The following is a 21727-nucleotide window of genomic DNA, read 5'->3' on the forward strand; positions in this document are numbered from 1 at the left end:
TCTGCTTCCTGACGGGGTTCACTTGTCGAGGGCGGCCGGGGCGGCCGGGGCGGCGGAGGTCTGGGCCTGGATCGCCGTGATGGCGACCGTGGTGACGATGTCCTGGACGAGTGCGCCCCGGGACAGGTCGTTGACCGGCTTGCGCAGCCCCTGCAGGACCGGCCCGACCGCGAGCGCGCCGGCCGAACGCTGCACGGCCTTGTAGGTGTTGTTGCCGGTGTTGAGGTCCGGGAAGATCAACACCGTTGCCTGGCCCGCGACTTCGGAGTCCGGCAGCTTGGTCGCCGCGACACTCGGCTCGACGGCGGCGTCGTACTGGATCGGCCCCTCGATCAGCAGGTCGGGCCGCCGGGAGCGCACGATTCCGGTGGCTTCCCGCACCTTGTCGACATCGGCACCCGAGCCGGACGTACCCGTGGAGTACGACAGCATCGCGATCCGCGGCTCGACCCCGAACTGCCGTGCGGTGGCGGCGGACTGGACGGCGATGTCGGCGAGCTGCTCGGCGTTCGGATCCGGGTTGACCGCGCAGTCCCCGTACACCAGCACCTTGTCGGCGAGGCACATGAAGAAGACGGACGAGACGATGCCGGCGTCCGGCCTGGTCTTGATGATCTCGAAGGCGGGCCGGATGGTGGCGGCCGTGGAGTGCACGGACCCCGACACCATCCCGTCGGCGAGCCCCTCCTGGACCATGAGCGTGCCGAAGTAGTTCACATCGGACACGACGTCGTACGCCAGCTCGATGCTGACGTTCTTGTGGGCGCGGAGCTTGGCGTACTTCTCGGCGAACATGTCCCGCCACGTGGACGTCGCCGGGTCGACCAACTGGCTCTCACCCAGGTCGATGCCCAGGTCGGCGGCCTTCTTGCGGATCTGGTCGACGGGGCCGAGGAGGGTGAGGTCGCAGACACCGCGCCGCAGCAGCACCTCGGCCGCGTGCAGGACGCGCTCCTCGGTGCCCTCCGGCAGGACCACACGACGCCGTTCGGAGCGGGCCTGCTCCAGCAGCGTGTGTTCGAACATCATCGGCGTGATGCGGTCGCTGCTCGGCGCCGAGACCCGGCCCCGCAGCTCGGTCGTGTCGACGTACCGCTCGAAGAGCCCGAGCGCGGTCTCCGCCTTGCGCGGGGTGGCCGCGCTCAGCTTCCCCTCCATGGAGAAGAGTTCGGAGGCGGTGAGGAAGGAACCGGTCTCCACGGCGACCACGGGGGTGCCGGGGGCGAGACGTGAGGCGAGGGTCAGCACCTCGTCGCTGGGCCGCTCGTCGAGGGTGAGCAGCACACCGGCGATCGGCGGGGTGCCGGCACTGTGGGCGGCGAGGGCGCCGACGACGAGGTCCGCGCGGTCGCCGGGGGTGACGACCAGGCAGCCCGGGGTCAGGGCGTTGAGGAAGTTCGGCAGCATGGCCCCGCCGAAGACGAAGTTCAGCGCGTCGCGCGCGAGCCCGGAGTCGTCGCCGAGGAGGACCTTGCCGCCGAGGGCGTGGGTGATCTGGGCGACGGTGGGCGCGGAGAGCGCGGGCTCGTCGGGGACGACGTAACAGGGCACGGGGAGCGGCAACCGGGAGTCCCCGAGCCGTTCGGCTATCTCGGCGCGGTCGGCGGGCGCGACCCGGTTGACGACCATGGCGAGCACGTCACAGCCGAGGCCGTCGTAGGCGCGGAACGCGTTGTGCGTCTCGGCGGCCACGGACTCGGCGCTCTGCTTGCGTCCGCCGACGACGGGGATGACGGAGGCGCCGAACTCGTTGGCGAGGCGGGCGTTGAGGGAGAGCTCGTCCGGGAACTGGGTGTCGGCGAAGTCGGTGCCGAGGACGAGGACGACGTCGTAGTCACGCGCGACGGCATGGAACCGGTCGACGAGAGTCGAGATCAGCTCGTCCGTGCCGTGCTGGGCCTGGAGGGTGGACGCCTCGTGGTAGTCCATGCCGTACACGGTCGCCGGGTCCTGGGTGAGCCGGTAGCGTGCGCGCAGCAGGTCGAAGAGCCGGTCCGGTCCGTGGTGCAGCAGCGGTCGGAACACCCCCACCCGGTCGACCTGGCGGGTCAGGAGTTCCATGACCCCCAGCTCGACGACCTGGCGGCCGTCGCCGCGGTCGATCCCGGTCACGTACACGCTGCGCGTCACGTGTGCTCTCCGTTTCATGTGGGACGTGTAGGACGTGTGATTCGGTTGGTGGGGTGTGTCGGGGTGCGGTCGGTCGGGGTTCGGTCGGTAGGGCTGTCCGCCGGTGGGGGTGAAAATCACCCCGACCGGCGGACAGAAATCCTCTTGACAATACCTCTGACCATGGATAAGGCGCCCATCAGCCCCGGAGTGGTGCGGGGTGGGGTGGACGGGCGCGGCAACCCCCTGGGAGCCGTGAAACAATCGGACTGGCTCATAAGTACCAGCACCGAGCAGGACGCTCAGGATGATCAGGACGAGCAGGAGAAACAGCACGATGCGTATCGGAGTTCTCACCGCAGGCGGCGACTGTCCGGGCCTGAACGCAGTGATCCGGTCGGTCGTGCACCGAGCGGTCGCCCAGTACGGCGACGAGGTCATCGGCTTCGAGGACGGCTACGCCGGTCTGCTCGACGGCCGCTACCGCAGCCTCGACCTGGAGTCCGTCAGCGGCATCCTCGCCCGCGGCGGCACCATTCTCGGTTCCTCCCGTCTCCCGCGCGACCGCCTGCGCGAGGCGTGCGAGAACGCGCAGGACATGGCCCACCAGTTCGGTATCGACGTACTGATCCCGATCGGCGGTGAGGGCACGCTGACGGCGGCGCGGATGCTGTCGGACGCGGGCCTGCCGGTGGTCGGGGTCCCGAAGACCATCGACAACGACATCTCGTCGACGGACCGGACGTTCGGCTTCGACACGGCGGTCGGGGTCGCCACGGAGGCGATGGACCGCCTGAAGACGACCGCCGAGTCCCACCAGCGGGTGATGGTGGTCGAGGTCATGGGCCGGCACGCGGGCTGGATCGCGCTGGAGTCGGGCATGGCGGCGGGCGCGCACGGCATCTGCCTGCCCGAGCGCGCGTTCGACCCGGCCGGCATCGTGAAGATGGTCGAGGAGCGGTTCGCGCGCGGCAAGAAGTTCGCGGTCATCTGTGTCGCGGAAGGCGCCCACCCGGCCGAGGGTTCCATGGACTACGGCCACGGCGAGATCGACCAGTTCGGCCACGAGCGCTTCCAGGGCATCGGTGCGGCGCTGGCGTACGAGCTGGAGCGGCGCCTCGGCAAGGAGGCCAAGCCCGTCATTCTCGGTCACATCCAGCGGGGCGGCACCCCGACCGCGTACGACAGGGTGCTCGCCACGCGCTTCGGCTGGCACGCGGTCGAGGCCGCGCACCGCTCGGAGTACGGCCGCATGACCGCGCTCCGCGGCACGGACGTGGTGATGGTGCCGCTGGCGGAGGCGGTGACCGAACTGAAGACGGTGCCGAAGGACCGGATGGATGAGGCGGAGTCGGTGTTCTAGGGGTTCAGGGGCAGGGGGCTCTCCGGAAGGTTCTTCTGTTTTCCTAGTACGTCGTCGTTCTGTGGACCAGTGACCAGAAGTGGTCGACGATCCCGTCCAGGAAGTCGAGGCCGGCGTCGCCCGAGTCGGTGGCGGCGGTGCCGTTGGCCCAGGTGAGGGTGGCGGTCACACGGCCCTGGTACTCGGTGTGCATCTCCCTGAGGACGTCCTCCAGGAGGTGGCGGTCGAGCTGTCTGTCGAGGGACAGCAGTCTGGCGGCCGGGCGCACGTGGGCCTGCCAGCGTGTGGTCACCGCGCTGTGGAGCAGCTCCCTGAGCCTGTCCTCGCGTCCTGTCGCGACGACGAGTTCGGGGAGCGAGAGGTCCAGTGCGACGGCGAGGGCGGCGGACTGGCGGTCCGTGCCGCTCCACTCCCCGCTCTCCTCCATCTGGAGATACGCGGAGAGTTCGAGCCCGACCGCGCGGGCGACGTCCTCGGCGGCGATCCCCCGGACCGTCCGGTGCTCGCGCAGGGTCCTGGGCGTGCCGATGAGTTCGCCGGGCGAGCACCACAACACCCCCGCGAGCGCGGTGAGTTCGGGGCTCGTGGGCGCGATGGCGCCGTGTTCCCAGGCGGCGACCAGGTCCGGGGTGACGTACGGGAGTCCGAACGAGGAGCGCATTCCGTAGGCGACGTGCTCGGGTCCCATGCCGAGGGCGATACGGAGCTTTCGGGCGGCGGGGGCGTTGAAGGGCGGGGTGGGGGCGGCGGTCTGTGGGTCCGGATAGGTCGGTGGTGGGTCCGGATACGGCCGTGGGCCCGGATAGGGCTGCGGCTGTGGATACGGGTGCTGGGGCTGCCGTTCGTGGGCTGAGCGTCGGTGCACGCGCACAACGTAGGGGTGCGGGGCTGCGGTGACTACGGGCTGTTCGGCCACAATCACGGATCGTAGGAAACTACGGATTGTGCGAGACGCGTGGCTCTTGGGGTCTCAGGGGCCTGGGTATGGATGGCCGCATGACGAAGCTTGACGGGCATGTACGTGAGCGCCTACTGGCGCCGAACTTCTGGCACTTGGCGACGGTCGGGCCGGACGGAGCGCCGCAGGTGTCACCCATGTGGGTGGACATCGAGGCCGACGACACCGCCGAATACGTCATGGTCAACACCTCCGTGGGACGGGTGAAGGAGGAGAACCTGCGCCGCAACCCCCTGGTGTCCTTGTCCCATCACGACCCCGAGAACCCCTACGACCGGGCCGAGATCCGGGGCCGGGTGGTGCGGTTCGTGGAGGGCGAGGAGGCGGAGCGCGCCATGGACCGGCTCACCCGGAAGTACATCGGGGAGGAGCGGTATCCGTGGCTGCTCCCCGGGGAACGGCGCCTGATGATCCTGATCGAGCCGGTGCGGGTGCGGCGGGTGGTGGGGGTGGAGCCGTTCCGGGCCGGGGTGCTGCCGGAGGGGTGAGGGCCGGGGGTGGCGTATGGCTGGGGCCGGTTGCGGGAGAGTCCATGGACGCTCGGCTCCGGCCCTCTCGTCACCCCTTGACCGCCCCGCCCAGCGCGAACCCCCCACCCAACCGCCGGGCCACGCCCACGTACAGGAGAATCACCGGCGTCGAGTAGATGACCGAGAACGCCGCCAACTGCCCATAGATCACCGTCCCTCGATTCCCGAAGAACTCGTTGATGCTCACCGCCGCCGGCATCTGTTCCGGCGTGAGCAGCAGCATGAACGGGACGAAGAAGTTGCCCCACATCATCACGAACGAGAAGACCGTCACCACGGCGACGCCCGGTCCCATCAGCGGCAGCACCACGCGCACCAGTGACTGAAGTGACGACGCGCCGTCCGTCCACGCCGCCTCCTCCAGTTCCTTCGGCACCCCGTCCATGAAGTTCTTCATCAGCCAGATCGCGAACGGCAATTGGGACGCGGCGAAGAAGAAGATCGTGCCCTGCATGGTGTCGATCAGGTTCACCTGGACGAACAAGGCGTACACCGGCACCATGATCGCCGTGATCGGGAGGCTCGTCGCGAAGAGGATCGTGAGGAGGAAGGGGCGGTTCAGACGGGACCGGAACCGCGACAGCGGATACGCCGCCAGCGCCGCGCACACCACCGTCAGCGCGGTCCCCCCGCCACACAGCAGCAGGCTGTTGAGCAGCGGCGTGAAGGTGATCTCCGGGGTCAGGACCGCGTCGAAGTTGTCGAGGGTCAGGCCGTCCGGGAGTTTCACCGTCAGGTTCGCCCGCGGGTCCACGGACGAGAGGATCACCCAGGCCAGCGGGAGTACGAAGGTCGCGGCGACGGCCAGGAGGCCGGCATCCGCGGCCAGGCGGTGGCGGACCGTGCGGCGGGAGGCGGGCGTCCGGGTGCTCGGGGCCATGGAACTCATACCTCCGTTCGCAGCAGCCGCAGGTAGAGCGCCGAGAACAGCGAACCCACCACCAGCAGCAACAGTGCCACCGCCGTGCCGTAGCCGATCATGCTTTTCTGGAACGCCTCCTCGTACATGAACAGGGGGAGGGTCTGGCTTTTTCCCCCGGGGCCGCCGCGCGTCATCACCCAGATCAGACCGAAGACGGACAGCGTCTGGAGGGTGATGAGCATCAGATTCGTGCCGATCGAGCGGCGGATCATCGGGAGCGTGATGTGCCACATACGGCGCCAGCCGCCCGCGCCGTCCACCTCCGCCGCTTCCGTGATCTCCTTCGGGATTTCGTTCAGGGCCGCTGAATAGACCAGCATCGAGAAGGCCGTGCCTCGCCAGACGTTCGCGAAGGACACCGCGAGGATCGGGAGCGTGTACAGCCAGTTCTGGGTGGGGAGATGGAGCCAGTCCAGGACGGCGTTCATGGTGCCTTCGCGGCGGAAGAAGGCGTAGAGGAGGAAGCCCGCCACCACCTCCGGGAGCACCCACGCCGTGACGACGATTCCACCGACCAGCGTGCGGACCGGTTTCGAGGCGCGTTGCATCAGGGCGGCCAGAGCCAGACCCAGCGTGTTCTGGCCGAGCAGGGCCGAGACGAACGTGAAGACCAGGGTCAGCCAGACCGCGTTGAGGAAGGCCTCGTCCCCGAATGCCGTGCGGAAGTTCTCGAAGCCGATGAAGGAGTCCTCGGCCTGGCCGGTGAGCTGGAGGTCGGTGAAGGCGATGTAGGCGCAGTAGGCGATGGGGCCGGCGAGGAAGAGGAGCAGCAGGACGGTGGCGGGGGTGAGGGGGAGGACCCGGGTCGCGGTGCGGAGTGCGGGGTGGGGCGGCGGGCCGGACGTCAGCCCTGTCGGCCTCTTCATGCGCGCGGGCTCATTCTTCCGTCACCTGGTTGTCCGTGGCCCTCTTCAACTCCTCGTCGTAGTTCTTCGCCGCCTCGGACACCGAGGCGTCCTGCGTCGTCACGGATTCCATCGCCTCCTGGATGGCCGTGGAGACCTTGGGATACGCCGGGTACGCGGGGCGGTAGTGCGTGCTCGACACCAGGTCGGTGAAGAACTTGATGCCGGGCTGGGCCTTTGCGTAGGCGGGGTCGGACGCCACGTCCTTGCGGACGGCGATTCCGGAGTTGGCGATGTACCACTTCCGGGCGTTCGCCTTCGACTGCATCGTCTCGATGAACTCGAAGGCGAGGTCGGGGTTCTTGGCCTTGTCGGGGATGGCCCAGGTCCAGCCGCCGGACATGCTCACCTTGCCGGGGGACTGGCCGTTCTGGGTGGGCATGTGGGCGAGGCCGAGTTTCTCCGACCACTGAGGCCATGCGTGGCCGCTGCCGGGCAGCCAGTCCTGGGGGAGCCAGGAGCCGTCGAGGTTGATGCCGAGTTTTCCTTCGGGGAGGAGTTCACCGCGGACCCGGGTCGAGATGTTGGGGTCGAGGGCGTCGGAGACCTCCGGGCCGAGTTTCTCCTTGTAGACCGTTTCCACGAAGGCGAGGGCGTCCTTGAAGCCCTGCGTGCCGGCTTTCCACTTCTTCGACTTCTCGTCGTACAGGGGGTCGCTCGCCCCGGCGGCCGTGGCGTCCTGTGTGCCGTAGAGGAGCATCTCGAAGCCCTGCATGGTGGCGGCCTCGCCCGCAGGTTTGCCCGTGTAGACGTTCAGAGGGATGACGTCGGGGACTTTGTCCTTGATCGTGCGGGCCGCGGAGAGGACGTCGGCCCAGTTCTTCGGCTGCCAGTCGGCGGGCAGGCCCGCCTTCGCGAATATCGCCTTGTCGAACCACAGCCCCCGGGTGTCGGTGCCGTCCGGAATGCCGTACGTCTTTCCGTCCTCGGCCTTCGCCGCCGTCCTGGCCGTGTCGATGAACTGGTCCCAGTCCTTCCAGTCGGCCAGGTAGTCGTCGAGGGGTTTCAGATAACCGCTCGTGATGTCCGAGTTGATGAGGAAGGTGTCCTCGTAGACCAGGTCCGGCGCCGTCTTCGGGGAGCGGAGCATTTGCTGGACCTTGGTGTAGTACTCCGAGTCCGGGGCCTTGATCGGGACGAGTTTCACCTTCTTGCCCGGATTCGCCTTCTCGAACTGCTTCTTGACGTCGGCGAGGAAGGTGTCCATCACACGGACCTGGTTGTCCGTGGACTGTTTGTAGGAGACCTCCACCGTGTCCGGGTCACGGCCGGAGCCGTCGCCGCAGGCGGTGAGCGCACCGGGGGCGGTGACCGCCAGGGCTGCGGTGAGGAGGAGACGGAGTCGGGATCGGCGGGGGCGAGGTGCGGTGGGGCGCACGGGCACGACCTCCTGCTGGCTACGTCGTTGTGGCCTGGGTGGGTGCCCGGTGACGGTACGAGGAGTGGTCTAGTCAGGTCAATGCGTCTGCACCGAACACCGGTGCGTGGGCGCCTCGCCCTGGCAGAGGGCGCGTATCGAGGTCCGGGAGATCTGCCGCCGGTGTCTGTCGTGCTCGTGGGTCGCGGCTCACACAGTCCGCCGGTGCCGAGAAGGTTTTCGACTGGGAAGTAGCACATGGTTCCGGCGTCCGGCGGCGCTCCCGCAAGACCATTCAGCGCGGGATCGCCTGCTCGCCTTCCGCGTCGTTCCGCTCGCCGGGCCGCTTGTGCGCTGGGTGAGCGGGACGATCGGTTCCGGACTCGTCGTGCTCTCCGTCGCCGAGGTCCTCAAGGCAGCGGGCTCGGCGTCCTGGTCGTCCTCCAGGCCAAGCCGTTCGGCTGATACGCCAAGCCCTCGACCTGAAGGCGGCCAACTATCCCTTCACCCACCGGTACTGCAGCTCCGGCCGCCCCACCTGCCCGTACTGCGGACTCCGCGCCGCCCGCCCGGCATCCACCAGGTGCTCCAGATACCGCCGCGCCGTGATCCGCGAGATGCCGACCGCCTCCGCGACCCCGGCGGCCGTCAGGCCCTCGCCCGCGTCGCGCAGGGTCACCGTCACCCGCTCCAGCGTCGGCGCGCTCAGCCCTTTCGGCAGGGCCGCCGGGCCCGGTGCCCGCAGGGTCGCCAGCGCCCGGTCCACCTCGTCCTGGCCGCTGGCCTCGCCGGCCGCCGCGTGGAACTCGGCGTACCGGATCAGACGATCCCGAAGCGTTGCGAAGGTGAAGGGTTTCAGTACGTACTGCACCACCCCCAGCGACACGCCCTCCCGCACCACCGTCAGGTCCCGTGCCGACGTCACCGCTATCACGTCCGCGTGGTGGCCCGCCGCGCGGAGGGAGCGGGCCAGCTGCAGGCCGTGCACGTCCGGCAGATGCAGGTCCAGCAACAGCAGGTCCACCGGCATGCGGTCCAGCGCACGCCGAGCCTCCGCGCCCGTGTGGGCCTTGCCCACGGCCGTGAACCCGGGGACGCGGCCGACGTACATCATGTGCGCGTCGGCGGCCACGGGGTCGTCCTCGACGACCAGGACTCTGATGGGATCGGCACCGGTCATACGTCGTCGCCTCCAGCCACAGTGGCCCGAGGGGCCTGGACAGCCTGCACCGTCTTGCTGGCACCGCTCGTGCGCAGTGGCAGCCGCACCTCGAACTCGGCCCCGCCTCCGGCCGCCTCCGACACGGTCAGCGTTCCCTCGTGCCGGCGCGCGGTCTGCCGTACGAGTGCCAGGCCCAGCCCCCGACCCCCGGGCCCCGCCGGTTTCGTCGAGAAGCCGCGTTCGAAGACGGCCTCCGCGTGGGCCGGATCCACACCGCTGCCCGTGTCCGACACCCTCAGCACCAGCACGGAGTCGTCCGCCGGTACGTCCGCGTCCTCCAGTGCGTCCGCCTCGTCCGTGTACGCCGTCACCGTGACCCTCGCCCCCACCGAACCCTGCGCCGCGTCCACCGCGTTGTCGATCAGGTTGCCCAGAACCGTGACCAGGTCACGTGCGGGGAGGGACTCCGGGAGCAGGCCGTCGTCGATGCGGCTGTCCTCGGACACCACCAGCTCGACGCCCCGTTCGTTCGCCTGGGCGGCCTTGCCCAGCAGCAGAGCCGCGAGCACCGGTTCGCTCACGGCCGCCACGACCTTGTCCGTCAGGGCCTGCGCCAGCTCCAGTTCCGCCGTCGCGAAGTCGATCGCCTCGTCCGAGCGGCCCAGCTCGATGAGCGAGACGACCGTGTGGAGACGGTTCGCGGCCTCGTGCGCCTGGGAGCGCAGCGCCTGTGTGAAGCCGCGTTCGGAATTCAGCTCGCCCGTGAGGGACTGGAGTTCCGTCACGTCCCGCAGCGTGACCACCGTGCCGCGGCGCTGGCCGCCCGACACCAGGGAGGTGTTCACGACGAGCACCCGCTCGGCGGTGAGGAGCACGTCGTCGACCCTCGGCTCGGACGACAGCAGCGCCCCGGTCAGCGGCGCCGGCAGGCCCAGGTCCGCCACCGAGCGGCCGACCACGTCCTGCGTCACCCCCAGCAGCTCCCGCGCCCCGTCGTTGATGAGCGCCACCCGGTACTGCCCGTCGAGCATCAGCAGGCCCTCGCGTACGGCGTGCAGGGCGGCCTGGTGGTAGTCGTGCATGTTGCTCAGCTCGGCGGCGTTCATGTTGTGCGTGTGGCGGCGGAGGCGGGCGTTGACGATGTAGGTGCCCATGCCGCCGAGGGCCAGGGCGCCGGAGGCCACGCCGACGAGGGCCGTGAGCTGCTCCTGGACGCGGTCGCTGATCGCCTGGACCCTGATCCCGGCGCTGACCAGGCCGATGACCTCGCCGTTCTCCATGATCGGGGTGACCGCGCGGACCGACGGACCGAGCGTGCCCGTGTAGGTCTCGGTGATCGAGCCGCCCTGCTGCGCCTTCTCTATGTGGCCGAGGAAGTGCTCGCCGATCCGGTCGGGGTCCGGGTGCGTCCAGCGGATGCCGTCGGGGGTCATGATCGTCACGAAGTCGACGCCGGCGTGCTGTTGAACCTCGGTGGCGTAGGGCTGGAGCCGCTCGGTGGGGTCGGCGGTGTGGATCGCCGCACGGACCGACGGGGAGTCGGCGACGGTGGCCGCCACGGCCAGGGCCTGGCGGGTTCCCGCCTCCTCCGCCTGGGAGCGGTCGCTGACGTAGGTGAACAGCGCGTATCCGGCCAGGACGGCCGCGATCAGCACCGCCTGTACGGCGAAGAGCTGGCCTGCCAGGCTGCGGGGACGGAGACGGTGCGGGACGCGCATGCCAACAGTCTGCCTCCACGGGTTGGCGTGAACTAAATGAACGGAAGGGTGACCGCCCTCACAGGGCGGGGGATAGTCAGCCCATCGACCCGTCCAGCGCACGGACAGCGACAGGGAGTACGACTCCCGCACCGGGACCACATACCCGAGCCGCCGGGAGCCCGTCTCCCACCCCCGGGAGGCACCTCTCCCACCACCGGGAGCCTGTCTCCCCGCACCGGGAGCCCCCAAGCTCCCACCGCCGGAAGCCCCCAGGCCTCCGGCCCGGAAGCCCGCCGGCTTCCACCGCCGGGAGCCCCGGCTCCCACACCCCCCGGGAGCCCCGCTCCCACCGCCGGAAGTCCCCCAGCTACCGGCTCCGGGAGCCCGCCGGCTCCCGACCCCGGGAGCCGGTCTCCCACCCCGGGAACCCGCCGGTTCCCACCCTGGGAGACCGTCTCCCGAATTCCCCCGGTCGTGAGCCGCACGCCGGAGACGAACGAGCCGACGATGTCGTCGACGAGGAGGGCCGCCGTGGCCAGCAGCACTCATACGGCACCTAGCGCACCCGCCAAGCGGGACCGCACCCACTACCTGTACATCGCCGTGATCGTGGCCGTGGCCCTCGGCATCGCCGTGGGCCTCATCGCCCCCGACTTCGCCGTCGAGCTGAAGCCCATCGGCACCGGCTTCGTGAACCTGATCAAGATGATGATCTCGCCGATCATCTTCTGCACGATCGTGCTGGGCATCGGCTCCGTACGGAAGGCCGCGAAGGTCGGCGCCGTAGGCGGTATCGCCCTCGCCTACTTCACGGTGATGTCGCTGGTCGCCCTCGGCATCGGCCTCGTCGTCGGCAACATCGTCGAGCCGGGCACCGGCCTCGCCGTCACCGACGCGATCAAGGAGACCGGTCAGGCGCAGGTGTCGGCGGAGGCCAAGGACACCACCGAGTTCCTGCTGGGCATCATCCCGACGACGATCGTCTCCGCCTTCACCGGTGGCGAGGTCCTCCAGACGCTGCTCGTCGCCCTGTTCGCCGGCTTCGCGCTGCAGGCCATGGGTGACTCCGGCCAGCCGATCCTCCGTGGTGTCGAGCACATCCAGCGCCTCGTCTTCCGCATCCTCGCGATGGTGATGTGGGCCGCCCCGATCGGTGCCTTCGGTGCCATCGCGGCCGTGACCGGTTCCGCGGGCATCGACGCCCTCAAGAGCCTCGCCGTGCTGATGCTCGGCTTCTACATCACCTGCTTCCTCTTCGTCTTCATCGTGCTCGGCGCGCTGCTGCGGATCGTCGCGGGCATGAACATCCTCACGCTCTTCAAGTACCTGGGCCGTGAGTTCCTGCTGATCCTGTCCACCTCCTCCTCCGAGTCGGCGCTTCCGCGCCTCATCGCGAAGATGGAGCACCTGGGTGTCAGCAAGCCCGTCGTCGGTATCACCGTCCCGACCGGCTACTCCTTCAACCTCGACGGCACCATGATCTACATGACCATGGCGTCCCTGTTCATCGCCGACGCCATGGGTACGCCGATGTCGGTCGGCGAGCAGATCCCGCTGCTGCTCTTCCTGCTGGTGGCCTCCAAGGGCGCGGCGGGTGTCACCGGTGCCGGCCTCGCGACCCTCGCGGGTGGTCTGCAGTCCCACAAGCCGGCCCTGGTGGACGGTATCGGCCTCATCGTCGGCATCGACCGCTTCATGAGCGAGGCCCGCGCCCTCACCAACTTCGCGGGCAACGCGGTCGCCACGGTCCTCATCGGTACCTGGACCAAGGAGATCGACAAGGAGCGCGTGAGCGAGGTTCTCGCCGGGCAGCTGCCGTTCGACGAGAAGACGCTGCTGGACGACGGGCACGGGTCCGCGGCGGCGCCCGCGGCTGAGCCTGACGGTGAGAAGGAACTCGCCAAGGCGTAGGTCGGCCTGTAGCTGCCGGTCGAGTCAGGCTGGTCGCGCAGTTCCCCCGCCCCTCAGCGGGCACGGGCCGGCTCCCACCGAGAAGGCCCCCAAGAACGCCGTACGGCCGGGTCCTCCCCCGTAGACCCGGCCGTACGGCCACCAAGCCGAACAACTGAACAAGCAGCTCCCAGAACACCGAGCGGCCAGGTCCTCCCCCTATAGACCTGGCCGCTCGGCTTTTGCCGTCTCCTCCCTCGGTCTCCTCCCTCGGTCTCCTCCCTCGGTCTCCTCGGGCTTTCCTTGACGTCGGCGTCAAGGAATACGGTCTTCGTATGCGCATCGGCGAGCTGGCGGCACGGGCCGGGACGACGACACGGGCGTTGCGGTACTACGAGGCGCGGGGGCTGTTGCCCGCGCGGCGGAGCCGGAACGGGTACCGGACGTACGACGAGGAGGATCTGGAGCTGCTGCGGCAGATCCGGACGCTGCAGGACTTCGGGTTCGACCTGGAGGAGACGCGGCCGTTCGTGGAGTGTCTGCGGGCGGGGCATCCGCAGGGCGACTCGTGCCCGGCGTCGCTGGCGGTGTACCGGCGGAAGCTGGACGAACTCGACGTGCTGATCGGCGAGCTGGCGGCCGTGCGGGCCTCGGTCGGCGAGCAGTTGACGCGGGCCGAGCTGGCGCGGGAGCGGCTGGCGGCCGAGGCGGAGGTTCCGGGGGGTCCGGAGCCGGGGTGTGAGCTGGGAGGCGGGGAGCTGTGATCAGGGCGGCGGGTGTGGCCGAGGTGACGGACGCGGATTTCGAGGCGGAGGTGATCGGGGCGGAGTTGCCGGTGCTCGTGGAGTTCACGGCCGACTGGTGTCCGCCGTGCCGGCAGATGGGACCGGTGCTCAGTGCCCTCGCCGCGGAGGAGGGGGAGCGGCTGAAGGTGGTGCAGCTGGATGTGGACACCAATCCGGAGACCACCCAGGCGTACAAGGTGCTGTCGATGCCGACCTTCATGGTGTTCCGCGACGGTGAGCCGGTGAAGGCGATGGTGGGGGCGCGGCCGAAGCGACGGCTGCTGGAGGAGATTTCGGATGTCGTCCCGGTGAATTCGGCCGACGGTCCGTAGCGGATCGGATCGGGCAGCCGCGGGGTAAGCCGCATTCGGAGATTCGGAAACTCGGACCTCCAGAGACTCGGACCTCCAGAGACTCGGACCTCCAGAGACTCGGACCTTCAGAGATTCGGAGACTCGGAAGGCGGGATCGCGCGGCCGACGGTACGGGCCGGATCGTCGTGCCGACCGCGCACGCGGCCGTGCACCCGGCCCGGAGCGGCTTCACACAGGGCCACCGAGCCCTGCCGCCGCCGGACCGGTCGTGCGGCGCGCCGCACACGAAGAAATCCCCCGGGCGATTGCGCCCGGGGGATTTCTCTGCGTATATTGAATGGTTCGCGACTTCAAGAGAATGGGTCGCAAAGAAGTTCAGTGAGCACAGTGTATCCGGGCGGGAGTGGAATTGTCAAACACCGGCTTTTCGCAAGATGAATTGCGGCGCGAGCAGGAATTCATCGATGGGCTGTACGCACGCGTGGACGCTCTGCGCGGTGCGACCGAGGGCTCGGTCACGGACGCGCTCGCCCAGGGCAACACGCCCAGACAGGCCCGCCTCGAACGGGACATCCTCGTCGCCGAGCGTTCGGGGATGCTGGCCACGCTGAACGCCGTGGACGGCTCGCTCTGCTTCGGCCGCCTCGACCTCGCCGACGGGGCCGTCCACCACATCGGCCGGATCGGGCTGCGCGAGGACGACACCGAACGCACCCCGATCCTGATCGACTGGCGGGCCGAGGTCGCCCGCCCCTTCTACCTCGCCACCGGCCACACCCCGATGGGCCTGCGCCGCCGCCGGCACATCACCACCGACGGCCGCAGGGTCACCGCCCTGCACGACGAGATCCTCGACCTCGGCGACCAGACCCGTACCGGGTACGAGGACCCCACCGGTGACGCCGTCCTGCTGGCCGCCCTCAACTCGGCCCGCACCGGACGCATGGGCGACATCGTGCAGACCATCCAGGCCGAGCAGGACCGCATCATCAGGGCCCCGCACCAGGGGGTGATGGTCGTGGAGGGCGGCCCCGGAACGGGCAAGACCGCCGTCGCCCTGCACCGGGCCGCCTACCTCCTCTACGAGCAGCGCGAACTGCTCGCCAAGCGCGCCGTCCTCATCGTCGGCCCCAACCCCGCCTTCCTCGGCTACATCGGCGAAGTGCTGCCCTCGCTGGGCGAGACGGGAGTACTGCTGTCCACCGTCGGCGAACTGTTCCCCGGCGTACGGGCGACCGCGACCGACACCCCGGCGGCGGCCCGGGTGAAGGGCGGCGCCGCCATGGCCGACGTGCTCGCGGCCGTCGTACGGGACCGGCAGACGCTGCCCGACCCGGTGATCGCCATCGAGCACGACCGGGAGATCCTCATGCTCGACGACGACCTCGTACGGGTCGCCCGCGAGCGCACGCGTGAGGCGAAGCTCCCGCACAACGCGGCCCGCGAGCACTTCGAGGGCCACATCCTCAACACCCTCACGGAGATGGTCGTCGAACGCATCGGCACCGACCCCTACGACGGCGCGAACCTCCTCGACCCCAGTGACATCACCCAGATCCGCGACGAACTGGCCGAGAACCCCGAGGTCTGGTCCGCCATCGGCCGGCTGTGGCCCCGGATCACCCCGCGCCGCCTGATCGCGGACTTCCTCGCCGAGCCGGACGCCCATCTGTCCCAGGAGGACGCCGACGCCGTACGCCGCCCCGTCACCCGGGCGTGGACCGTCGCCGATGTGCCGCTCCTCGACGAGGCCGCCGAACTGCTGGGCGAGGACGACCGGGTGGCGCGGGCGCGGGCCGAGCGCGAGCGGGAGACGCAGATCGCGTACGCGCAGGGCGTGCTGGAGGTGTCGTACGCGTCGCGGACGTACGAGTTCGAGGACAAGGAGGACGGCGACCCCGACGGCTCGGAGGTGCTGTCCGCGCACGACATCATCGACGCCGAGCGGTTCGCGGAGCGCCACGAGGAGGACGACCACCGCAGCGCGGCCGAGCGGGCGGCGGCCGACCGGACCTGGACGTTCGGGCACATCATCGTCGACGAGGCGCAGGAACTGTCGCCCATGGCCTGGCGGCTGCTGATGCGCCGCTCGCCGACCCGCTCGATGACCCTCGTCGGCGACCCGGCCCAGACGGCGGAGGCCGCCGGTGTCGGCTCCTGGGCCGACATCCTCGCCCCGTACGTCGAGGACCGCTGGGAGCACACCCGGCTCGGCGTCAACTACCGCACTCCCGCCGAGATCATGGCCGTCGCGGCCGGAGTCGTCCGAGCCGAGCGGCCGGACTTCGAGCCGCCCAGCTCCGTGCGGTCGACGGGCGTACGGCCCTGGGCGCGCCACGCGGCGACGAAGGAACTGCCCGCGGAGGTGGCCAAGGCGGTGGCCGAGCTGACCCCGGCCGAGGGGCGGCTCGCCGTGATCGCGCCGCGCGAACTCCACCGGGCGCTCGCGGCCCGGCTGGACGACGTGACGGCCGGCGCGGAACCCGACCTGACCAGGACCGTCGTCCTCCTCGACCCCCGGCAGGCCAAGGGCCTGGAGTTCGACTCCGTCCTCGTCGTCGAGCCGGGGCGCTTCGGTACGAGCGATCTGTACGTGGCGCTCACCCGGGCGACGCAGACGCTGGGCATCGTGCACGCGGAGGGGCTGCCCGGGGCGCTCGCGGAAGAACTGACGGTGGCCTGAAGTCGACGGGCGGGGTGCCGTCTGCCAGGTACCGGGAAGGCGGCCTTCCCGTCACCGTCACCACGGGTGCATCGGGGATCACCAACCCGTAACAGTTCTGGTCATCGTCACTGCTCGTGCACGGTTCGTACGGTATGCGTGTCGGTCATGGAAACACATCCGTTCGCGGCCGCCCCGGCCGGCGGCCCCGGTCTGGAATCGCTGCGCGTGGAGCCGTTGCTGACCTCGGAGTTCGACGCGGACCCGGGCGGCGTCTACGAGCGACTGCGGAGCACGTACGGCCCCGTGGCACCGGTGGGGCTGATGGGGGTGCCGGCATGGCTGGTTCTCGACTACTCCGAGGTGCTGGAGGTGCTGCGCAACGAAAGTGTCTGGCGGCGCGACATCCGGCACTGGCGGGCCCGGGCGGAGGGGCGGCTGCCGAAGGACTGGCCGCTCCTCGCCGGGTACGAGGTCCGGCAGACCATGTTCTTCGACGACGAGGAACACCGGCACGCACGGCTGAGCCACCACTCGGCGATGCGGCCCTTCCAGGACGGGCACTCGCCCGAGGGCTGGGAACTGCGCGCGGCCGTCGCCCGGTACGCCGACGAGCTGATCGCCATGCTCGCGGCCGAGTCCGGGACCACCGGGTTCGCCGATCTCGCGGCGCAGTACACCCGGCCGCTGCTCCTCATGGTCACGACCAAGCTGTTCGGCTGCCCCGTCGGACTCGGCGACGAGATGGTCATGGACCTGTGGCGCATGCTGGACGGGGGCCCGGACGCGGGGCCGGCGACCGGGCGGGCGCTGGGCGCGATGACCCGGCTGGCGGCGCACCGGCGGTCCCGTCCCGGGGAGGACCTGACCTCCTACATGCTGCTGTCCGACCCCTCGCTGAGCGACGAACAACTGGGCCGTGAGCTGTTCATGAACGCGGTCTACCTCAACGACATCACCGGGAACATGGTCTGCAACACCCTCCTCGAGGTGCTGCGGGGCAACGCGACCGTCCGGCGGAGCCTGTCCGACGGGCAGCTCGGTGAGACCGTGAACCGGGCGGCGCTGGTGAATCCGCCGACGGCCAACCTGTGCTTCCGGTTCGCGGCGCGTGACGTGCGGCTGGGGAACTACCTGATCCGGGCCGGTGACATCGTGTCGCCGTCCGTCGCGGCCGCGCACCGGGATCTCCTGCGGATCGGCCCGTCCCACGTCGTGGAGTCCACCATCAGTACGCGGGCGCATCTGGCGTGGGGGGCAGGGCCCCACCAGTGTCCCAGCGCCGCGCGCGAGCTAGCGGGGACGATCGTCACGACCGCGGTCGGGCGGATCTTCGACCACTTCGCCCGTGCGGAGCTCACGTTGCCGCCGGATCAGTTGCCGTGGCGGTCGGGGCCGGTGGTGCGGGGGCTGCGGTTGCTGCCGGTCCGCTATGAGCTCGCCGCGCACAGTGCGGCTCGGGTGCCGGTGGCTCGGCGGGGGGACGAGGTGGCGGCGCCGGTGGCGCCACCGGCTGCGCCGAGTGCGGAGCCGGTGGGGTCGCGGTCGGGGAGTGGGTTGCTGGGGGCGTTGCGGCGGATGATGTTCGGGGGGCGCAGGGGCGGCTGACGGCCGCCCGGGTGCCTTTTCCGCCCCCGCCGCCCTTACCCGTCCCATCCCCAGGGGCTGTGCCCCTTCGACCCCCATCCGCGGGTCCGTCGTGGTTGCTCGCGCAGTTCCCCGCGCCCCTTTTCAGGGGCGCGGGGAACTGCGCGAGAAGCCCCACCCACCCGCACCCGACAACGCACCCTCTCGGGGTCGAAGGGGCAGCGCCCCTGGGGATGGGACGGGTAGGGGCGGCGGGGGCGAGGAAAACTAGGCCGGGCGGAGCCAGAGGGTGGTCAGCGGGGGCAGGGTGACGCGGATGCTGGCCGACTGGGCGTGCCAGGGTTGGGGGTCGGGTTTCACCGGGTCGGGGGTCGTGGTGTCGGTGCCACCGTAGGCCGCCGCGTCCGTGTTCAGGATCTCGCGCCAGGCCGGGACGTCCTCGGGTACGCCCAGCCGATAGTCCTCGCGGACGACGGGGCTGAAGTTGGAGACGGCCAGCAGCGGCGACCCGTCCTCCGCGAACCGCAGGAACGCCAGGACGTTGTCGTCCGCGGAGTCGCCCGTGATCCAGGAGAACCCGGCGGGTCGGGTGTCCTGCTGCCAGAGGGCGGGGGTGTGCCGGTAGGCGGTGTTGAGGTCACGGACGAGGTCCCGTACGCCCCGGTGGTCGGCCTCGGCACCGTACGCGGGGTCCATGAGCCACCAGTCGGGGCCGTGCGCCTCCGACCACTCCGCGCCCTGCGCGAACTCCTGGCCCATGAAGAGGAGCTGCTTGCCGGGGTGCGCCCACATGAAGCCGAGGTACGCGCGGTGGTTGGCCCGCTGCTGCCACCAGTCGCCCGGCATCTTCGACACCAGTGAGCCCTTGCCGTGCACGACCTCGTCGTGGGAGATGGGCAGGACGTAGTTCTCGCTGTACGCGTACACCATCGAGAAGGTCATCTCGTGGTGGTGGTGCTTGCGGTGGATGGGGTCCTTCGCCATGTAGTCCAGCGAGTCGTGCATCCAGCCCATGTTCCACTTCATGCCGAATCCGAGGCCGCCGAAGCCGCCGGGACCGGTGTGGTGGGTGGCGCGCGTGACGCCGTCCCAGGCCGTGGACTCCTCCGCGATCGTCACGACGCCCGGCACCCGCCGGTACACCGTCGCGTTCATCTCCTGCAGGAAGGCGACCGCGTCCAGGTTCTCCCGGCCGCCGTGCTCGTTCGGCGTCCACTGGCCCGGCTCACGCGAGTAGTCGAGGTACAGCATCGACGCGACGGCATCCACCCGCAGCCCGTCGATGTGGTACTCCTCGCACCAGTAAAGGGCGTTCGCCACCAGGAAGTTGCGCACCTCGCGGCGCCCGTAGTCGAACTCCAGCGTCCCCCAGTCGGGGTGCGCCGCCCGCTGCGGGTCCTCGTGCTCGTACAGCGGACGCCCGTCGAACTCGGCCAGCGCCCAGTCGTCACGCGGGAAGTGGGCCGGCACCCAGTCCATCAGCACGCCGATCCCGGCCCGGTGCAGGGCGTCGACCAGGAACTTGAAGTCGTCGGGTGTGCCGAGGCGGGCGGTCGGGGCGTAGAACCCGGTGACCTGGTAGCCCCAGGAGCCGCCGAAGGGGTGCTCGGCGATGGGCAGCAGTTCGACGTGGGTGAAGCCGAGGTCACAGACGTACGCCGGTAGCTGCTCGGCGAGTTGGCGGTACGTCAGTCCCGGGCGCCAGGACGGCAGATGCACCTCGTAGACCGAGAACGGTGCCTCGTGCGCGGGGGTCTGCGTCCGGCGGGCCAGCCACTCCTCGTCGGTCCACTCGTAGTGCGAGGCGTGGATGACGGAGGACGTGTGGGGCGGGACCTCCGTGCGGCGGGCCAACGGGTCGGCCCGGAGCGTCTTCGAGCCGTCCGGCCGCGTGATCTCGAACTTGTACAGCTCGCCCTCGCCGATCCCGGGCACGAACAGCTCCCACACGCCCGAGGAGCCCAGCGAACGCATCGGGTAGCCCGTGGCGTCCCAGAAGTTGAAGGTCCCGGCCAGGCGTACGCCGCGTGCGTTCGGCGCCCACACCGTGAAGCGGGTGCCGGTCACGCCCTGGTGGGTCATCGGCTCGGCGCCGAGCGCCCGCCACAGCTCCTCGTGCCGTCCCTCGCCGATCAGATACAGGTCCAGCTCGCCGATCGCGGGCAGGAAACGGTACGCGTCCTCCGTCTCCTGCTCCGTCCCCTCGTACGAGACCAGCAGGCGGTACGTCTCCGGTACCTCCCGCAACGGCAGCAGCGCCGAGAAGAACCCGCCCCCGTCGTCGTGCAGCTCCGCCCGCAGCGACTCCACCACCACACCCACCCCGAGCGCGTAGGGCCTGAACGCCCGGAACACCACACCCCCGGGCGCGGCGTGGGCCCCCAGCACGGAGTGCGGCGCGTGATGGGTCCCGTCGAGCAGCCGCTCGCGATCGGCGCCGTCCATCGCGGGGGAGAAGACGGGCTGGGCGAGGGCGGGTTCGGCGACGGAGGGCTGGGGGGCCACCGACCCGGCCGGCACCGGCTCGGCGACGGCCTGCCTGGGCACCACCGGGTCGGGGGCTGTCGGCTCGGCGGCGGCCTGCTTGGGGAGTACCGGTTCCGGGGGCGGCGCGTCGGCGGGCGTCGGCACGGGAGTGGACGTTCCGGAGCCCGGCGGGACGGCAGGGACCAACACCGCGCTCTCCGCCCGGCGCGGTGACGTCACGGCCCTCTTCGCGGCGGCGGCCTTCCTGGCGACGGCCTCGGTGGTCACAGCTTCCTCGGCCACGGTCTTCTTGCCCGCAGCCTTCTTCGTGACGGCCTTCTTGACCGCTGCTTTCTTCGCGACGGTCTTCCTGACGGCCGCGGGTTTCGTGACACCCGTTTCCGTGACAGCGGTGTCCTCCACAGCCGCTTTCGCGACAGCCGTCTTCGCGACAGCCTTCTTCGCTGTCGCCTTCTTCGCCACCGCCTTCTTCGCGGTGGACTTCCTGGCGGGAGCCTTCTTGGCGGGGGCCTTCCCGAACGCGCCCTGGGCCTCGGCCGACTTCCTCGGTGCCGACTTCTTGGCGACCGCCTTGCCCTCGGCAGACTCCTTCACCGCCGGTGTCCCTTCGACGGCCTTCTTGACCACCGCCTTGGCCCCGGCCGCCTTCCTGACCGCCGACGTCCCGTCGGCCGTCTGTTCGGCCGGTGGCGTCTTCTCGGCCGTCTTCCGGCCCTTGGCCGTTCCCCCGACAGCCTTGGCGGTGGTCCCGGCCGCCGTGCTCGTCGCCTTCGTCGCCGCCTTTTTCGTCGCCGCCTTCTTCGCTGTCGCCTTCTTCGCCACGGTTTTCTTCGCGGCCGTCTTCTTCGTGGCCGTCTTCTTCACCGGGGTGGGCCCCTCGGCGGTGGGGCCGGTGTGCTGGGTGCTGTCGTCGGACGGCGGGCGGGGAGTCACAGGTACTGCCTCCTCGGCAGGGGCGGGGCGGGGCGGGGCGGGGGGGGGGGGGGGTCGGGGGGG

At 70.2% G+C, this 21727-nt stretch carries 15 protein-coding genes; 7 read left to right on the forward strand and 8 right to left on the reverse strand.

The window, feature by feature from the left end:
* Positions 1 to 18: 18 nt before the first annotated feature.
* Positions 19 to 2130 carry a phosphate acetyltransferase gene (pta, locus tag AWZ10_RS33535; protein ID WP_046708620.1) on the reverse strand — a complete coding sequence of 704 codons (2112 nt, stop codon included), beginning with the start codon at positions 2128 to 2130 and terminating at the stop codon, positions 19 to 21.
* Positions 2131 to 2446: 316 nt separating this feature from the next.
* Between pta and AWZ10_RS33540 the strand changes: the two genes are divergently transcribed.
* Entirely contained in the window at positions 2447 to 3472 is a 1026-nt protein-coding gene (locus tag AWZ10_RS33540; RefSeq protein ID WP_046708619.1) for an ATP-dependent 6-phosphofructokinase, read from the forward strand.
* A gap of 43 nt (positions 3473 to 3515) precedes the next feature.
* Here the strand turns inward: AWZ10_RS33540 and AWZ10_RS33545 are convergent, their stop codons facing one another.
* Positions 3516 to 4337, reverse strand: coding sequence for a helix-turn-helix domain-containing protein (locus AWZ10_RS33545; protein WP_234361063.1), 822 nt, complete (start codon positions 4335 to 4337; stop codon positions 3516 to 3518).
* A 131-nt stretch (positions 4338 to 4468) separates the two neighbouring features.
* On the opposite strand from AWZ10_RS33545, the gene AWZ10_RS33550 reads away from it, so the two are divergent.
* Positions 4469 to 4918: a PPOX class F420-dependent oxidoreductase gene (locus AWZ10_RS33550; RefSeq protein ID WP_060892890.1), complete on the forward strand. Its 450-nt coding sequence runs from the start codon at positions 4469 to 4471 to the stop codon at positions 4916 to 4918.
* Between the two features lie 70 nt (positions 4919 to 4988).
* On the opposite strand, the gene AWZ10_RS33555 is transcribed toward AWZ10_RS33550, so the two are convergent.
* From AWZ10_RS33555 to AWZ10_RS33575, 5 genes are all read right to left on the reverse strand, one after another.
* A complete protein-coding gene (locus AWZ10_RS33555) occupies positions 4989 to 5840 on the reverse strand; it encodes a carbohydrate ABC transporter permease (RefSeq protein ID WP_060892891.1) in 852 nt (283 codons plus the stop codon).
* Between the two features lie 5 nt (positions 5841 to 5845).
* Positions 5846 to 6748 carry a carbohydrate ABC transporter permease gene (locus AWZ10_RS33560; protein ID WP_060892892.1) on the reverse strand — a complete coding sequence of 301 codons (903 nt, stop codon included), beginning with the start codon at positions 6746 to 6748 and terminating at the stop codon, positions 5846 to 5848.
* A gap of 10 nt (positions 6749 to 6758) precedes the next feature.
* Positions 6759 to 8165 carry an extracellular solute-binding protein gene (locus AWZ10_RS33565; RefSeq protein WP_060892893.1) on the reverse strand — a complete coding sequence of 469 codons (1407 nt, stop codon included), beginning with the start codon at positions 8163 to 8165 and terminating at the stop codon, positions 6759 to 6761.
* Between the two features lie 475 nt (positions 8166 to 8640).
* Complete coding sequence (locus AWZ10_RS33570; protein WP_046709879.1) at positions 8641 to 9324, reverse strand: response regulator; 684 nt, start codon at positions 9322 to 9324, stop codon at positions 8641 to 8643.
* Positions 9321 to 11024: an ATP-binding protein gene (locus tag AWZ10_RS33575; protein ID WP_046709880.1), complete on the reverse strand. Its 1704-nt coding sequence runs from the start codon at positions 11022 to 11024 to the stop codon at positions 9321 to 9323. Before AWZ10_RS33575 ends, AWZ10_RS33570 begins: the two co-directional genes overlap by 4 nt.
* Before the next feature lie 489 nt (positions 11025 to 11513).
* Here AWZ10_RS33575 and AWZ10_RS33580 point away from each other — a divergent pair, with 489 nt between their 5' ends.
* The 5 genes from AWZ10_RS33580 (at position 11514) to AWZ10_RS33600 (ending at position 18265) form a co-directional block, all read left to right on the forward strand.
* Positions 11514 to 12917, forward strand: a complete 1404-nt coding sequence (locus AWZ10_RS33580) for a cation:dicarboxylate symporter family transporter (protein WP_408993453.1) — start codon at positions 11514 to 11516, stop codon at positions 12915 to 12917.
* A 314-nt stretch (positions 12918 to 13231) separates the two neighbouring features.
* A complete protein-coding gene (locus tag AWZ10_RS33585; protein ID WP_046705212.1) occupies positions 13232 to 13660 on the forward strand; it encodes a MerR family transcriptional regulator in 429 nt (142 codons plus the stop codon).
* 14 nt (positions 13661 to 13674) lie between these two features.
* Positions 13675 to 14013: a thioredoxin gene (gene trxA / locus AWZ10_RS33590; RefSeq protein ID WP_046705215.1), complete on the forward strand. Its 339-nt coding sequence runs from the start codon at positions 13675 to 13677 to the stop codon at positions 14011 to 14013.
* Between the two features lie 421 nt (positions 14014 to 14434).
* Positions 14435 to 16678: a HelD family protein gene (locus AWZ10_RS33595; protein WP_060892894.1), complete on the forward strand. Its 2244-nt coding sequence runs from the start codon at positions 14435 to 14437 to the stop codon at positions 16676 to 16678.
* 147 nt (positions 16679 to 16825) lie between these two features.
* Entirely contained in the window at positions 16826 to 18265 is a 1440-nt protein-coding gene (locus tag AWZ10_RS33600; RefSeq protein ID WP_060892895.1) for a cytochrome P450 family protein, read from the forward strand.
* 246 nt (positions 18266 to 18511) lie between these two features.
* On the opposite strand, the gene glgB is transcribed toward AWZ10_RS33600, so the two are convergent.
* Positions 18512 to 21664, reverse strand: coding sequence for a 1,4-alpha-glucan branching enzyme (gene glgB / locus AWZ10_RS33605; protein ID WP_079104541.1), 3153 nt, complete (start codon positions 21662 to 21664; stop codon positions 18512 to 18514).
* Positions 21665 to 21727: the final 63 nt, after the last annotated feature.

Origin of the sequence: Streptomyces europaeiscabiei (genome assembly GCF_001550375.1) — a bacterium.
Taxonomy (GTDB): Bacteria; Actinomycetota; Actinomycetes; order Streptomycetales; family Streptomycetaceae; genus Streptomyces; species Streptomyces europaeiscabiei.

What these genes read in the sequence shown, in the direction of transcription:
- AWZ10_RS33580 (WP_408993453.1), top strand. Translation starts at nt 11,514, where the DNA reads ATGTCGTCGACGAGGAGGGCCGCCGTGGCCAGCAGCACTCATACGGCA.
- AWZ10_RS33575 (WP_046709880.1), bottom strand. Translation starts at nt 11,024, where the DNA reads ATGCGCGTCCCGCACCGTCTCCGTCCCCGCAGCCTGGCAGGCCAGCTC.
- AWZ10_RS33560 (WP_060892892.1), bottom strand. Translation starts at nt 6,748, where the DNA reads ATGAAGAGGCCGACAGGGCTGACGTCCGGCCCGCCGCCCCACCCCGCA.
- AWZ10_RS33570 (WP_046709879.1), bottom strand. Translation starts at nt 9,324, where the DNA reads ATGACCGGTGCCGATCCCATCAGAGTCCTGGTCGTCGAGGACGACCCC.
- AWZ10_RS33600 (WP_060892895.1), top strand. Translation starts at nt 16,826, where the DNA reads ATGGAAACACATCCGTTCGCGGCCGCCCCGGCCGGCGGCCCCGGTCTG.
- AWZ10_RS33550 (WP_060892890.1), top strand. Translation starts at nt 4,469, where the DNA reads ATGACGAAGCTTGACGGGCATGTACGTGAGCGCCTACTGGCGCCGAAC.
- AWZ10_RS33540 (WP_046708619.1), top strand. Translation starts at nt 2,447, where the DNA reads ATGCGTATCGGAGTTCTCACCGCAGGCGGCGACTGTCCGGGCCTGAAC.
- AWZ10_RS33585 (WP_046705212.1), top strand. Translation starts at nt 13,232, where the DNA reads ATGCGCATCGGCGAGCTGGCGGCACGGGCCGGGACGACGACACGGGCG.
- AWZ10_RS33555 (WP_060892891.1), bottom strand. Translation starts at nt 5,840, where the DNA reads ATGGCCCCGAGCACCCGGACGCCCGCCTCCCGCCGCACGGTCCGCCAC.